The sequence below is a fragment of the Advenella sp. EE-W14 genome, from assembly GCF_012923605.1.
Taxonomy (GTDB): Bacteria; Pseudomonadota; Gammaproteobacteria; order Burkholderiales; family Burkholderiaceae_B; genus Advenella; species Advenella alkanexedens.
Genome location: NZ_JAAVNG010000001.1, coordinates 20614 through 34942, shown reverse-complemented (window position 1 = coordinate 34942; position 14329 = coordinate 20614). Strand labels below are relative to the sequence as shown.

The 14329-nt window shown below is 49.0% G+C and carries 11 protein-coding genes; 6 read left to right on the top strand and 5 right to left on the bottom strand.

The annotated features are described in order from the left end of the window. Position 1: 1 nt before the first annotated feature. Positions 2 to 1480: a chromosomal replication initiator protein DnaA gene (dnaA, locus tag HCX92_RS00150; RefSeq protein ID WP_169292897.1), complete on the bottom strand. Its 1479-nt coding sequence runs from the start codon at positions 1478 to 1480 to the stop codon at positions 2 to 4. A gap of 296 nt (positions 1481 to 1776) precedes the next feature. Between dnaA and rpmH the strand changes: the two genes are divergently transcribed. The 5 genes from rpmH to HCX92_RS00125 all read left to right on the top strand — a co-directional run bounded on the left by rpmH (position 1777) and on the right by HCX92_RS00125 (position 6126). Then, entirely contained in the window at positions 1777 to 1911 is a 135-nt protein-coding gene (gene rpmH, locus HCX92_RS00145; protein WP_006578231.1) for a 50S ribosomal protein L34, read from the top strand. A 96-nt stretch (positions 1912 to 2007) separates the two neighbouring features. After that, positions 2008 to 2379 (top strand): ribonuclease P protein component, encoded by a 372-nt coding sequence (rnpA, locus tag HCX92_RS00140; protein WP_169292896.1) that lies wholly within the window; start codon positions 2008 to 2010, stop codon positions 2377 to 2379. Further along, the gene (yidD, locus tag HCX92_RS00135) at positions 2376 to 2642 is read left to right on the top strand and encodes a membrane protein insertion efficiency factor YidD (RefSeq protein ID WP_169292895.1); all 267 of its coding nucleotides are present in this window, start codon (positions 2376 to 2378) and stop codon (positions 2640 to 2642) included. The genes rnpA and yidD overlap by 4 nt, the downstream gene beginning before the upstream one ends. A gap of 71 nt (positions 2643 to 2713) precedes the next feature. Continuing rightward, positions 2714 to 4381: a membrane protein insertase YidC gene (yidC, locus tag HCX92_RS00130; RefSeq protein WP_169292894.1), complete on the top strand. Its 1668-nt coding sequence runs from the start codon at positions 2714 to 2716 to the stop codon at positions 4379 to 4381. 209 nt (positions 4382 to 4590) lie between these two features. After that, positions 4591 to 6126 (top strand): class I SAM-dependent methyltransferase, encoded by a 1536-nt coding sequence (locus HCX92_RS00125; RefSeq protein ID WP_169292893.1) that lies wholly within the window; start codon positions 4591 to 4593, stop codon positions 6124 to 6126. A 60-nt stretch (positions 6127 to 6186) separates the two neighbouring features. Here HCX92_RS00125 and HCX92_RS00120 read toward each other — a convergent pair whose 3' ends face one another. The 4 genes from HCX92_RS00120 to HCX92_RS00105 all read right to left on the bottom strand — a co-directional run bounded on the left by HCX92_RS00120 (position 6187) and on the right by HCX92_RS00105 (position 13301). Further along, positions 6187 to 8301 carry an acetate--CoA ligase family protein gene (locus tag HCX92_RS00120; protein WP_371808371.1) on the bottom strand — a complete coding sequence of 705 codons (2115 nt, stop codon included), beginning with the start codon at positions 8299 to 8301 and terminating at the stop codon, positions 6187 to 6189. A 219-nt stretch (positions 8302 to 8520) separates the two neighbouring features. Beyond that, a complete protein-coding gene (locus tag HCX92_RS00115; protein WP_169292892.1) occupies positions 8521 to 9702 on the bottom strand; it encodes a cytochrome P450 in 1182 nt (393 codons plus the stop codon). Positions 9703 to 9874: 172 nt separating this feature from the next. After that, positions 9875 to 12241, bottom strand: coding sequence for a cytochrome P450/oxidoreductase (locus HCX92_RS00110; RefSeq protein WP_169292891.1), 2367 nt, complete (start codon positions 12239 to 12241; stop codon positions 9875 to 9877). 76 nt (positions 12242 to 12317) lie between these two features. Beyond that, positions 12318 to 13301, bottom strand: a complete 984-nt coding sequence (locus tag HCX92_RS00105; RefSeq protein WP_169292890.1) for a tripartite tricarboxylate transporter substrate binding protein — start codon at positions 13299 to 13301, stop codon at positions 12318 to 12320. A 153-nt stretch (positions 13302 to 13454) separates the two neighbouring features. On the opposite strand from HCX92_RS00105, the gene HCX92_RS00100 reads away from it, so the two are divergent. After that, positions 13455 to 14264 carry an IclR family transcriptional regulator gene (locus tag HCX92_RS00100; RefSeq protein WP_169292889.1) on the top strand — a complete coding sequence of 270 codons (810 nt, stop codon included), beginning with the start codon at positions 13455 to 13457 and terminating at the stop codon, positions 14262 to 14264. Positions 14265 to 14329 lie beyond the last annotated feature (65 nt).

The window sequence follows — 14329 nt, the reverse complement described above, 5'->3', positions numbered from 1 at the left end:
ATTATCCTTTTAAGGTTTGTTCTAACACGTGTAATTGGTGATTCAACTCTGCATTTTTCACACGTGCTTCAGTTATTTTACGTACGGCATGCAAAACAGTTGTGTGATCCCGTCCACCAAACAGATCGCCAATTTCAGGCAGGCTTTTCTGGGTCAGCTCTTTGGCCAGATACATGGCAATTTGCCTTGGCATTGCGATATTGGCAGGACGCCGTTTTGAATACATTTCCTGAACTTTGATTTTATAAAAATCCGCCACGGTTTTCTGGATATTCTCAACCGTAATCTGACCATTGGAGACAGATAAAAGATCTTTAAGCGCTTCCTTGCAAACTTCAACCGTAAAGGTTTTCAGCCCATGAAAACCGGCATAGGCAGACACTTTACTGAGTGCTCCTTCCAGTTCACGAACGTTGCTGCGCAAATGCTTGGCAATAAAGAACGCGGCTTCCTCTTTCAGGATAATGCCCGGCTTTTCTTCGGCCTTGCGAAGTAAAATGGCCACCCGCATTTCCAGCTCGGGGGGTTCGATATGAACGGTTAAGCCCGAATCAAAACGCGATGTCAGGCGGTTGCTGATATCCTGTAATTCACGCGGATAGGTATCGGATGTGATGATAATTTGCTTGTTTTGCGCCACCATGGTTTCGTACAGGTAGAAAAACTCTTCCTGGGTACGGTCTTTCTTGCGGAAAAACTGGATATCGTCAATCAGCAACAGGTCGAGCGAATGGTAATAGCGCTTGAACTCATCAAAGGTACTGGTGCGGAATGACTTGACCAGATCCGAGTAATATTGATCGGCGTGGATATACCTTACCCGGTTGACCTTGCCCGCCTTGATCAGGGCATTGCCAATGGCATGCATCAGGTGGGTTTTACCCAAACCTGTACTGCCGTAAATAAAAAACGGGTTATAGGCTGAGACGCCCGGTTTATCGACAATTTGTGCCGACGCGGCATTGGCCAGCTGGTTCGAGCGGCCCACCACCAGACTTTCGAAAGTCAGGTTGGGGTTGATATGCGAACGCTTGTAAATGAAGTCTTCGGTTTCGGTATTGCCAAATGAAGCCGGGGTCGGCGTATTGGGCGAAGCGGACTCTATAATGACTTCGGGGCTTGTACCAAACGGTTGGGTACCCGTAACGGGCGCTGCCGGGACTGGTGTAGCCGGTGCGGGTGCCAGTGTTACCGCAGGTGCTGCGGCAGACATGACAGGTGGCACCTGGTTGGCACGCACCAGCTGGAACATGACCCTGACATCAGGGCGGTTGAACCACTGGGATGCCAATTCCTGAATTCGCGCCGTGTAATTGGTTTTGGCCCAGTTCTGCTTGATTGGCGTAGGCGCAGAAATACGCAGCTCTCCCAGTTCTTCATCAAAACCAAGAGGAGCCAGCGGAAGCACCCACGCTTTCATTTGCTCGGGAGGAAGTTCCTGCGCCAATGCCTGGATACAGGATTGCCAAAACTCTTTCATATACGATCTACGATAAAAACATTCTATTTTACCCTGACAAACAAAAAGTTATCCACAACTTGATTAATTCACGGGAAATTTTCCACAAAGTGCATTCTTTTCAGAAAAAGAACAGATTTTATGTTTTAATTACGGGAATTCAGCCTAAATCATTGACTAATCACCAATTATTTGATGAAATAAAAGGCTTTACAAAATTCTTTACACCGTTTGGGTCATTTTTGGGTATCTTTGATAGTTTCAAATACTGAAAAGGGTCCTGAACAAGCTCTTAGCTCTTTATATTTGGAATTTCCATGAAACGTACATACCAACCATCAGTCACACGCCGTAAACGCACACACGGCTTTCGCGTTCGCATGAAAACACGTGGCGGCCGCGCAGTTATTAACGCACGTCGTGCAAAAGGCCGCAAGCGTTTAGCTGTTTAATCCCAGCTGATTACAATTTAATAATCAGGTTGAACAGAAAGTGTGTTTACTCGTTAAACACATGGTTGTATTTTCTGATCGTCCCGGTTCCTAAGCATGCCAAGCGCCACCTATCCCAAAGCGGCGCGACTGCACCGCCCCTTAGAGTTCACCAATGCCCTGAAAGGCAAACGTGTATCTCGAGGGGCTTTGTTTACGCTTAGCAAAGCCAAACCCGTCTCTCCCCTTCCCGAACCAATCGCCCGATTGGGGCTTGTTATCGCCAAACGGTTTGCCGCCAAAGCCACTACCCGCAATGCCATTAAAAGGGTTGCCCGTGAATCTTTCAGGCACTGCCGCCATGAGTTACCTGCCTGCGATTACGTTATTCGCCTGCATGGCAAGGTTACTCCCTGTACCCTTACCGAACTCAAGATAACCATACGGAAAGAAATCGACACTCATTTTGCAAAGGCCAAATCGGCATGATCAAGAAAATACTCATAGCACCTATCCGGTTCTACCGATATTTTTTAAGTCCCTGGATCGGACGTTCCTGCCGTTTCACGCCCACCTGCTCCGAATACATGATTGAAGCCATTGAAACCCACGGTGCCGCCAAAGGGCTGTATCTGGGTACGCACCGGATCTGTCGCTGTAACCCATGGTGCCGGGGTGGGCATGATCCTGTTCCTCCTGTTTCTGGCCGCTCCTCGCCTGAGAAGAGTCTTTTTCCCAAAGATTTGTTTTAAATTCAGGTGTTATACCCCTAGCTGGGTTAAACTGACGAGCTTTACTAACCGCTTAATAATGATCAGGTTAAATGGATATTAGACGCACCATCCTCTGGATGATTTTTGTATTTTCGGTCTTCGCCATCTGGAATAATTGGCAAACCTATAATGGTCAGCCATCCCTGTTTGGCCAGGCTCCCCAATCCGAAACCACTTCCAATCCGGCCTCAGGTACCCCTGGCGTTCCCAATGCGGCCACGCCTGCCGGTACTGCAAGCACTCCATCAACCGCAGCCCCTGCCGTTGCCTCGGAAAAAATCACCATCACCACCGATGTTTTCAAATTGAATTTTGATTCAATTGGTGCACAGATTGTGTATGCGGAATTGTTGAAGTATCCTTCCACAGAAAACCGTGACCAGCCAATCGTATTGCTGGATAACTCTCCAACCGCAGAATATATTGTACAAAGCGGTCTGGTTGCACCACAGGGAATTAACAAGCGTTACCCCGACCAGAATACCCCCTTCAGAATGGTTTCCACTGAAACCACCATGACCGGTGATACCCTGCCCGTGGTGTTTGAGTCCGAGTCCGACGGCATCAAGGTTACCCGTACCTATACGTTCCATCGCAATTCCTACCGGATCGACGTCAAGGACGAAGTCACCAACACTGCCACCGAGTCTCAGTCACCTTCTCTGTACCTGCAAATTGCCCGTGACAGCCAGGATCCGGCCGGCAGTTCCAGCTTCTACCCCACCTTTACGGGTATGGCCGTGTATTCCGATGAAGAACGCTTCCAGAAAGTGTCCTTTTCTGAAATCGACAAGAAAAATGCCGATTACGTCAAATCGGCAGATGATGGCTGGATCAGTGTCATTCAACACTTCTTTGTGACTGCCTGGGTACCCGAGGAAGGCAAAGAGCGTTATATCGACATGCGCAAGGTTTCCAATTCCCTGTATGCCATCAGTGCGGTAGAGCCATTGGGTAACATTGCACCCAACAGTACGGTTGCCACCCAATCCACCCTGTGGATAGGCCCGCAAGACCAGAAGGCCCTGGCGGCCATTTCTCCTTCCCTGGATCTGGTGGTTGATTATGGCTGGCTAACCATTCTTGCCAAGCCCATGTTCACCTTCATGACCTGGTTGCATTCACTGGTGGGCAACTGGGGCTGGACGATCGTTTTGCTGACCGTCATTATCAAATTGATCCTTTACCCATTGTCGGCCTCCAGCTACCGCTCCATGGCCAAAATGAAAAATGTGGCCCCGCGCATGCAGGCCCTGAAGGAAAAATACGGAGATGATCGCCAGAAGCTGAACACAGCCATGATGGAAATGTACCGTACCGAGAAAATCAACCCCTTGGGCGGCTGCTTCCCGATCCTGATCCAAATCCCGGTCTTCCTGACCCTGTATCGTGTTTTGCTGTCCAGTGTGGAAATGCGTGATGCCGGCTGGATCGGCTGGATTACCGACCTGTCGGCACGTGACCCGTATTTCATCCTGCCAGCCATCATGATGGCCACCATGTTCCTGCAGATCAAGCTGAACCCAACACCGCCTGATCCAATGCAAGCCAGAATCATGATGCTCATGCCGCTGGTATTTGGTGCCATGATGTTCATGTTCCCGGCTGGTCTGGTGCTTTACTGGGTTGTGAACAACATCCTGTCGATTGCCCAGCAATGGTACATTACCCGCAACATGAACAAAGCGGCCAATGAAGCCATTCTGACGCACAAGTAATCCCAGTGCAGTCATTTTCCGGTTTGTCTTTCGCTGACAAACCGGAATGAAAACAGGAAACCGCATCTTCGGATGCGGTTTTTTTATGACTTGTTCCAAGTGGCTATCCATCCTAAGAATAGTTGTCATTTTAATGCTTTCAGCCAAATGAAAAGTATGTAAAAATGAAATCTCTATTATCAATAATTACATTCGAGAGGCTCTTTTTTATGTCTGACTGGACTGCTGGTTATGTTGCCGACATTGGCTATACCTATGGCTATTACAGCGAACTCAACCCACTGCGTGTACGTTTGGCTTTTTTAAATGCAGGCCTGGTGCCACCACAAGTGGGAACCGCGTGCGAGCTTGGTTTTGGCCAAGGCATGAGCACAAATATGCATGCCTCGGCCAGTGTCGTTCAGTGGACAGGTACCGACTTCAATCCGGCACAAGCCGGTTTTGCCCAGGAACTGGCAGGCATCGCCCAGTCAAAGGCACAGCTTTTTGATGAGTCATTTGCCCGGTTTTGCAATCGATCCGACTTGCCAGAGTTTGATTACATTGGTCTTCACGGGATCTGGAGCTGGATTAGTGATGAAAACCGTAACATAATTGTTGATTTTGTACGCCGTAAGCTGAAAGTAGGTGGTGTACTTTATATCAGCTACAACACGCAACCCGGCTGGGCCGCCATGGTGCCCATGCGGGATCTGCTCACCGAGCACGCCGAGGTATTGGGTTCCGACGGTGCGGGTATTATCAGCCGTATTGATAGCGCCCTGGCTTTTGCCGAGCAACTACTGGCAGCCAACCCATCCTATGCACGCGCCAATCCGCAAATCGCCGAACGCATAAAAAGAATCAAAGAACAGGATCGTCATTATGTGGCCCACGAGTATTTCAACCGTGACTGGGAACCCATGGCTTTTGCCAAAATGGCGCAATGGCTGGAACCGGCAAAACTGCAATGGGCCTGTTCAGCCAACTACCTGGATGCGATTGATGCGGTCAACCTGACTACCGAACAACAACAACTGCTGGCCAGCATCCCCGACCCCATGTTTCGCCAAACCACACGTGATTTTTGTGTCAATCAACAATTCCGCAAAGACTATTGGGTCAAGGGGGCACGCCGTCTCAGCCCACTGGAACAAATTGAGGCATTGCGTTCGCAACAGATTATCCTGGTATTGCCAAGAAATGAGGTCAGTCTCAAGATTAACAGTAACCTGGGTGAGGCCACACTGCAAGAAGCCATCTATAACCCCATCCTGGATCAGCTGGCAAACCACCAACCCCAATCACTGGGTCAGCTGGAGCAAGCTCTTAAGTCAAGCAGTATCACCTTCGCCCAGATCATACAAGCCGTGATGGTTCTTGCCAGTAACAATACCCTGATGGCTGTCCAGGATGAAGCGACCATAAACATTGCTCATGAAAGGACCAAGCGCCTGAATAACTATTTAATGACCAAGGCGCGTGGCAGCAACGACTTGAATTATCTGGCCAGTCCGGTCACAGGCGGTGGCATTGGCGTATCCCGCTTTCAACAACTGTTCTTGCTGGCCCTGCAAAACAATCATAAACAGCCACACGAACAGGCCCGGTTTGTTTGGGATTTATTAGCGATGCAAGGCCAACGTCTGATTAAAGATGGAAAAACACTGGAAACGGTCGATGCCAACATCGCCGAATTGAAGATCCAGGCCAGTGAATTCATGACAAAGCGTCTTGCCATTCTGAAAGCGCTGAAGATCGCCTGATAGTTGCATATTACGAGCTTACCTGTTTCCCACGCTCCTGCGTGGGAAACAGTACTTTTATTAAACCTCTATGAGTGCATCGGCAACGTAGCAGCCCTTTTCACCAGGAACCGCCAGAATCGGATTGACTTCCACCGATTTGATCTGGTCCTGTGCCTGGGCGGCAAAAACAGACAGGCGTGACAGCTGCCCGGCAAGCCCGTCAATATCAACCGCCGGCTTGCCACGCACGCCTTGCAAAATGGCCGCACTGCGGATACTGAGAATCAGGTTCCGGGCTGTTTCAGGGCTGAATGGACAGCGATGCAAAACCACATCTTTTAATACTTCCACATGAATGCCACCCAGACCGAACATGGCCACGGGACCAAATACCGGATCGTTTTTGACACCCATAATGCATTCAACGGCATTGTTTACCTGCTTGGCAACCAGGACACCGGTAATATTGGCGGAAGGCGCTTTTTCAGCGGCTCTTTGCAAGAGCAAGGCATAACTTTCATGCACCTCGGCAATACTGGACACATTAAGAATAACGCCACCTATTTCAGATTTATGCTTGATATCGGGTGACAGGATTTTCATGACAACGGGAAAGCCGAATTTATCCGCCAGGTGTGCCGCTTCTGCCGCATCATGGGCAATTCCTTCCGGAATGACCTGCAAACCCGCCTCTTCCAGGATAAGCTTGGCCTGGGCTTCGTCAGGTGTGCTGGCAAGCGCGGCAACGGTTTTCTTTTCAAAGGGAATGAGGGCATCTGGCCTGGCAAAGGCCGTACCCAAAACGCCCATATGATGAATGGCCTTGGTGGCACGGATTGGGTCTTCAAACACCGCAAACCCATCCGCTTCATAACGGGCAATCGTATCTTTCTCGGCAATAATAGACAGGACAAACAAATGATCGGGATGTTTATCAACCGCCTTTTTAAGTTCCGGACGCAGTTTGGCCTCGATGGAAGCGGTTCCCGCTGCATGGGCAAAAAAGGCCAGAATGGATGGATACTGTTGAGTATCCAGCATGGTTGAAAGGAACTGGTCAGCCAATTCAGGCTGATTAATGACCTGAGCGGTGCAATCCACCGGATTCTTGACGGCGGCAAAGGACAAGGCTTCTTTAAGTGATGCCTGGGCGCTTTCTTCCAGTTCAGGCATGGGCAAATTAAGATCTTCGGCGGCATCACTGATCAGGATGCCAGCGCCACCGCTAACTGTGATCACGCCCATTGCATTGTTTTCCGGATAAATCTTTTTTGTGGCCATATAGGCAATATCCAGAAACTCATCGGGACTGTATGCCCTGACGGCCGCATATTCTTCAAGAACAGCATTGAAGACAGCGTCATCACCGGCAATCGAGGCGGTATGGGATTGTGCCGCCATTTGACCAATTTCACTACGACCGGCTTTCATGACCACCACCGGCTTGCGATGCTGCTTGGCCAACCGTAATGCTTCAATGAATTTATCCGCATTCGACAAGCCTTCCAGGTACACACCAATGACCTGAATCTGGGGATCAAGCACCATATCAATCATCGCATCGGCCACATTGATATCGGCTTCATTGCCGGTGGTGACACAAAGCGGAATACCGATGCCACGGTTTCGGGCAGAGCAGAAAATATGCAGCGCGAAAGCACCCGACTGGCTGGCGATTGCAATGGAGCCGGGTAAAGGCCAGTACAGCTCAAAGGCAGAGGAAAAGGTTGAGAACAGACCCTGACGGTCATCATAAAAACCCAGGGTATTGGGTCCCAACACGCGAATACCGTGTTTTTTTGCTGTGGCAATCAGCTCTTCCTGCATGAGCCTGCCTTCTTCACCCACTTCGGAAAAACCGGCAGACAAAATCACGGCCAGACGTGTACCACGTTTACCCAGGTCCTCTACCGCCTTGATGACCATACGGCTTGATACGGCAATAATGGCAATTTCGGGGGTTTCAGGCAGGCTGTCCACATCGGGATAGGCCTTCAGGCCCTGTACGGTTTCCTGTTTGGGATTGACGGGGTAAATCCGGCCAGCATAATTACGCTGCAGCATATAAGAAATGGGACGACCGCCAATGCGCAAAGGATCATTGGAAGCACCAATGATGGCAATTGAATCGGCTTCCCACATTTTTTTATTGTTTTGTACCTGCAAGTTTGTTGTGATGTCGGGTTTACCCACTTGGATCTCCATTAATATTATTTATTCAATACATGCCCGGAATTATTCCGGGTGCTTGACTTAATGTAGTCCAAAGCCCTGATTTTTAGAATATTTATAAATTTAAGGGCGTATTCATCAAAATTGAATCCAGGGCAATATTTTTCTTGTGAATCAGGAGAAATATTGCCCTGGTTTCCTGAACAGTTTTTAACGGGTCATAAAGTAGCCTGAAGACGATTAGCTGCAAGCGCCACAGCAGGTTTCCATAACCAGCTTGATGGGCAGGGAATCAAAACCACCCGCCGGATACACAGCGTGCACCGGTGCTGCATTTTCTCCCAATGCGAAGCGGCTGGTGCCTTTTAACAGTTCTTGCATAATCAGGCGCAATTCCAGCCTGGCCAACGGAGCACCCGGACAGGCATGAATACCGGCCCCATACAGCAGGTTTTGTGATGGCTCACGGTCGTTACGAAACTCATCGGGCTTGCCAAATACCGCTTCATCGCGATTGGCGGATGCCCACAGCAGGGTTAGACGCTCACCCGCTTCAATGTGATGGCCTGCAACCGTTACCGCTTGGGTGGTTACACGACGGCTGGCAATCAAAGGGGGGTGAATACGCAGGATTTCATCAATGGCAGCTGGAAGTAACTTGGGTTTGTAACGCAGTTGATGCTGCAACTTCAGGTTTTTGGCAAGGTAATTAACCAGTATTCCCAGACAGGCGGCGATGCTGCCCAATTCACCTACGGTCCAGTTACGCAAAATGCTTACAATAGCTTCATCGCTGATGGGCTGGCCATTAACCGTTTCAAGCATTAACGCTGTTGTTAAATCGTCAGGGGCATGAGTGCCTGCCTTGCGGCGTTCTTCAAGCAAAGTGCGGATATAACCATCAAATTCAACAGCAATTTCTGACAAAGCCTGGCGATCCTGGGCCAGGGTGGCCTGATGGTTTTTACGAACCCATTGATTCAGAGGTTCATGCAATGATTCCGGCCAGCCTAAAAAGGCGCATTGCGCCCGCACTGCATAAATTTGTGCAAATCCCGAAATAAATTCAAATTCCTGGTTTTGATGCGATTGCCGCACCAGCTCAGCAGCAATTTCCTGACATACCGGTTCAAAAGCTGCCATACGTGATTCATTGAAAAACGGCTCAATAAGTGCCCTGTAAATAGTATGTTCAGGCTGGTCCATTCCATTAGGCACCGAGACATGCCGGGAAACGGCATTGCTGAATGTTTGGGGATCATTCAAGACGTTCATCACATCTTCATGTTTGAAAAGTGTCCAGTGCAAGCGTTCATCGTGCACAACAGGGCAACGTTGCCGAATCTGGTCATAGGCGGTGATGGGATCTTTTGAAACTGATGCTTGCTGAACAGCATTTGAAAGTGTGGGCGTGTCATTCATTGAGAGATATCCTTGCATATATGCTGAGCATTCTTGCATAAACCGCTTTGAATTCCCTTGATGTGCATCAATAGTAGACTAAATCAGTCGGGTATATGCCTGCATTACACTGTTTGTCTTGGGCAAAAAATAGTGTAATGCAGGCAATGAAAAGCTTGTTGTTAAACTAGCCTCAAAGTTCAAGAACCAGTTTTTCTCCTTTTGCTGAACGTGAACAGCAAGCCATCATTTTTCTGCTTTCTTCCTTCTCGGAACGGGTCAATACAACATCCCGATGGTCAATGTCTCCCTGTAAAACACGAACCTCACAAGAACCGCATAAACCCTCGCCACAATCGCTCTGCACGTCTATGTTGGCACCTTGCAAAGCCTGCAGGAGCGTCTGATCGGCAGCCACCGTCAAGCTAATACCCGAGTCTTTCAATTCAACCTCAAAAGCCTGTTCTTTGGAAGGATCCAGTTCACCCAGCACAGAATGGAAGTGTTCAACATGCAAGGCGTCTTCAGGCCAGTTTTCACAACATTGTGCCAGGCCTTCCAGCATTCTTTCAGGACCACAGGCATAGATTTGCGTTTTTGCATCCGGTGTAGCCAGCAACCTGGCAAAATCATTACGATTTCCTTCATCTTTGGCATAAACATGCAAGCGGTTACCGTGCAGGGCCTCAAGCTCATTCAGAAAAGACATGGATGACCTTGAGCGGCCACTGTAATGGATTTCATAATCGATGCCGCGCTGCTTGGCCTCCCGGGCCATCGCACTGATGGGAGTAATACCAATGCCACCGGCAATAAAGATGACTCTTTCGGCACTGGGATCCATGCGGAAATGGTTGCGTGGACCACGAATCCTGACACGGTCACCCTGTCTGATATTTTCATGTAACCATGCCGAACCGCCACGGCTTTCCGGATCTTTCAGGATGGCGATTTCCAGGCAACTGGTATCTGCCGGATCACTGCATAATGAATATTGCCTGGAAATACCGGTATCGCCACATTCAATATCAATATGTGCTCCGGGCGTCCAGCGTGGTAACGGTTTTCCATCCGGTGAAATTAATTTCAATTTTAAAATATCTTCGGCTACCCACTGTACTTCCTGTACAACTACCGGACGGCTGATCGCACTGGCGGAAGGCTCACCCAAACGCAAGGGGACCTGCAAATCCAATATCCCGGGATTTTTTCTTTCCGGGTTTTGGGCCGGATCCCACTCCACCCATAAATGCTCGGGACCGCGGAATGATGTATTTGGCAGATAATGAAAAGTTTGTTCCGCCAGTTTCATATGTGGCAAACGACGTGTGAACTCTTCAAGGAAAATCTGCAACTCCATGCGAGCCAGGTTTTTACCCATGCATTGATGTGATCCATAACCAAAGGTTAACTGTTCACTGGCATTCTCACGTCTGATATCAAAATGACCCGCATCTTCAAACTTGCGTTCATCATGATTGGCCGATGAAGAAACCATCAATAATTTTGAGCCGGCAGGGATATCCACATCACCTATTCTGGTATCACAGGTAACCAATCGACGCCAGGCGGCAATAGAACCGTTATAACGCAAGCACTCTTCCACCGCATTGGGAATGAGCGATGGATCTTCACAAATTTCCTGCCAGGCATCGGGGTGCTCCAGCAATACTTTCAAGGCATTGGCCGTACCATTGGCCGTGGTTTCATGCGCAGCCACAATACCGGCCATCATCATGGAATGCAGGTAAGAATCGGTTATGACATCAGGATGGTCTTTCTGCAAACGAATGCCATAACGCATCCAGCCCGGCCCGTCAGGATCCTGACGCATTTTTTCAAGAATTTTACCCGCCAGTTGCCAGAAATTACCCACTGCATGTGCCACTTTCAATTGTTCCTCAGGACTTGGCCGTCCCCACGTATTGACCGTGTGCGCAATGGAATATTTGCGCAGCATATCCATATCCTCTTCCGGAACGCCCAGAAAATGCAGGGCAACGGTTAATGGCACTTCCCAAAGCATCTGGTTAACCAGATCGGCCCTGCCATCATTGATGAAACGGTCTACGTATTCCCGGGCCAGTTTCCTGACTAGCGGCTCATGGTGTTTTAATGCTTCAGGCGTGAATGGCTCAATCAGCAGGCGTCTGCGCGCCATATGCGCAGGCTCGTCCTCGTTAACCAGCGTACGGCCCATGCCATAATCGTAAGAAGCCAAAATGGCATTGGCCTCATCGCTGTTTGGCGTGATTTTTTCCAGGGCAATAGAGGGGCTGAAAGTTTTATTGTCACGGAAAACGGCTTTCACATCTTCATAACGGGTCACAATCCAGTAACCCAGTTTGGGGCTATAGAAAACGGGTTCTTCTTCGCGTGCCCAACGTACGTATTCAGGTGGATTTTGCAGATAATCATTACTGAATGGGTCAAATTCCGCTGCCCGGCCACTAACCGGACATCCATTTGCCGATGCGGGCTTGCCATTACTTTGTGCATGACCGAATGCACCGTGGTCAATCGGACAGCGGGAAATACCGGTAGTAGCTAATTGATTCATTTCATTTGCCTCTTTAATTATTTCAATATTGAATAATTGGTATAAATTTTAAATTTATACCAATTATGAAAGCAGATTAATCCAGTGTGATTTTCAGATCACTGATCAACTTATGCCAACGTTCCCGTTCATTGTTCAACAGTTCTTCATATTCTTCCGGTGTATTGCCCACAGGCTCAATCCCGAAATCAATCATCTTTTTATTCACAACGGGCTCGTTGATAACTTCAACCACTTTTTTATTTAAGCTTGCAATAGTATCTTTTGGTGTTCCTGCTGTTGCCACCATACCCACCAAGGCTGCCGCTTCTACTCCCTTGTATCCCGCTTCTGCAAAAGTGGGAACTTCTGGCAATTGGGCAAGCCGTGATCCATTTGCCACAGCCAGTGCCTTGACCTTGCCACTTTTGATAAAGCCGGCACCTGCGGCCAAATCCACCATCATTGCCTGTACCTGACCGCCGGCCACATCTGACAGGGAAGGCGCGGCACCCCGATAAGGAACATGCACAATATCAATATCCGCTTCTTCTTTGAGCAGTTCCATGGCCAAATGATGCGGACTGCCAGCACCGGCTGAGCCGTAATTCAATTTACCGGGATTTTCCCTGGTTTTCTGAACGAATTCCTCAACCGAGTTAATGCCGGAATTTGGAGAAACGATCAGGATCATGGGAAACTTGCCCATTAGGGTAACGGGCTCCAGATCTTTGACCGGGTCATAGCTTAAGTTTTTATAAAGTGCAGAATTAAAAACCATCGTGCCGTTATCCGCTGACAGAACGGTATAGCCATCGGGCGTTGAGCGAGCGGTTTCCACGGCTGCAATAGACGTATTGCCCCCCGGCTTGTTATCAACCAATACGGTTTGACCTGTTTTTTCAGCTAAAGGCTGGGCAATGGTACGTGCCAAAAAATCCGAACCACCACCGGCCGGATAAGGCACCAGCCAGCGAACCTGCTTCTCGGGGTAATTGGATGCACTGGCATTGGCTGCCGTTAATCCCAATGTCGTGACAGATAAAAGTCCGGCCAGACAGGCCTTTTTTAAGAAATTCATGAAAAGTCTCCTTAGTGTTCAATATCCTTCCTGCGTAAATCATATACGCATTGCGTAATTTTTGTATTCGGGATAACCTGTATCAAGGACTTTTTTTGTAAAATGCCTTATAGCCTATAGGCCTCGCTCATCAATAATGACCAGAATCTGACCATGAAAACAACCGAAAAACCACACATCCCTGACCGCAGGCAGCGGGTACAGGCGGCAGAAACGGGATTTGCCGTCTTGAAAGGATTAGCCAGAATAGGTGGCAGTGCCAGCCTGACCGCACTGTCCACCTATCTGAATGAGAACCCGGCCAAGGTGCACCGTTACCTGGCCAGTCTGATCGAAGAGGAACTGGTGATTCAGGATCCCGAAACCCAGCAATATCGTCTTGGCCTTGAAGCCATGTTCATCGGTCTTTCGGCCATGCGCCAGTCAGACCCTATTCGCCTGGCCGAACCGGCCCTGATCCGTCTGCGGGAAACACTGGAAGTCACCAGTTTTATTGCCGTAATGGGTAATAAAGGGCCGGTTATTGTGCGCTTTGAAGAACCCAGTCTGCCGGTTACCGTTAACGTGCGGGTGGGTTCTGTCCTGCCTTTGTTAACCTCGGCAACCGGCCGGGTGTTTCTGGGCCTGCAAAATGACAGGCTGGTTCGGCAACTGGCACAGGAAGAGATAAGTAAAACGACCACTTCATTAAATACTGAAAAAATCAATGACCCCGAAATTTTTATCAATCAACTGCGTGAGGAAGTACAAAAACGCAACTGCGCGATTGTGAAAGACACCAATTTAAGGGGTATTAGTGCAGTGGCGGCCCCGGTTTATAATTATGCCGGCCAGTTATGTGCCGTTATCACGGCCCTGGGCGCTACGGGCGGGTTTGATGCCAGCGTGAACGGGAAAATATGCCGTCAGGTGCAGGAAGAAGCACGGCAGCTGAGTACTTCATTGGGCTATATTAAAGATTGATGCAATCATAGGCATGCATCCACAAGCCAAGTGCCTATGGACGCATGCATTATTGATGGACCGTT

What these genes read in the sequence shown, in the direction of transcription:
- dnaA (WP_169292897.1), bottom strand. Translation starts at nt 1,480, where the DNA reads ATGAAAGAGTTTTGGCAATCCTGTATCCAGGCATTGGCGCAGGAACTT.
- rpmH (WP_006578231.1), top strand. Translation starts at nt 1,777, where the DNA reads ATGAAACGTACATACCAACCATCAGTCACACGCCGTAAACGCACACAC.
- rnpA (WP_169292896.1), top strand. Translation starts at nt 2,008, where the DNA reads ATGCCAAGCGCCACCTATCCCAAAGCGGCGCGACTGCACCGCCCCTTA.
- yidD (WP_169292895.1), top strand. Translation starts at nt 2,376, where the DNA reads ATGATCAAGAAAATACTCATAGCACCTATCCGGTTCTACCGATATTTT.
- yidC (WP_169292894.1), top strand. Translation starts at nt 2,714, where the DNA reads ATGGATATTAGACGCACCATCCTCTGGATGATTTTTGTATTTTCGGTC.
- HCX92_RS00125 (WP_169292893.1), top strand. Translation starts at nt 4,591, where the DNA reads ATGTCTGACTGGACTGCTGGTTATGTTGCCGACATTGGCTATACCTAT.
- HCX92_RS00115 (WP_169292892.1), bottom strand. Translation starts at nt 9,702, where the DNA reads ATGAATGACACGCCCACACTTTCAAATGCTGTTCAGCAAGCATCAGTT.
- HCX92_RS00110 (WP_169292891.1), bottom strand. Translation starts at nt 12,241, where the DNA reads ATGAATCAATTAGCTACTACCGGTATTTCCCGCTGTCCGATTGACCAC.
- HCX92_RS00105 (WP_169292890.1), bottom strand. Translation starts at nt 13,301, where the DNA reads ATGAATTTCTTAAAAAAGGCCTGTCTGGCCGGACTTTTATCTGTCACG.
- HCX92_RS00100 (WP_169292889.1), top strand. Translation starts at nt 13,455, where the DNA reads ATGAAAACAACCGAAAAACCACACATCCCTGACCGCAGGCAGCGGGTA.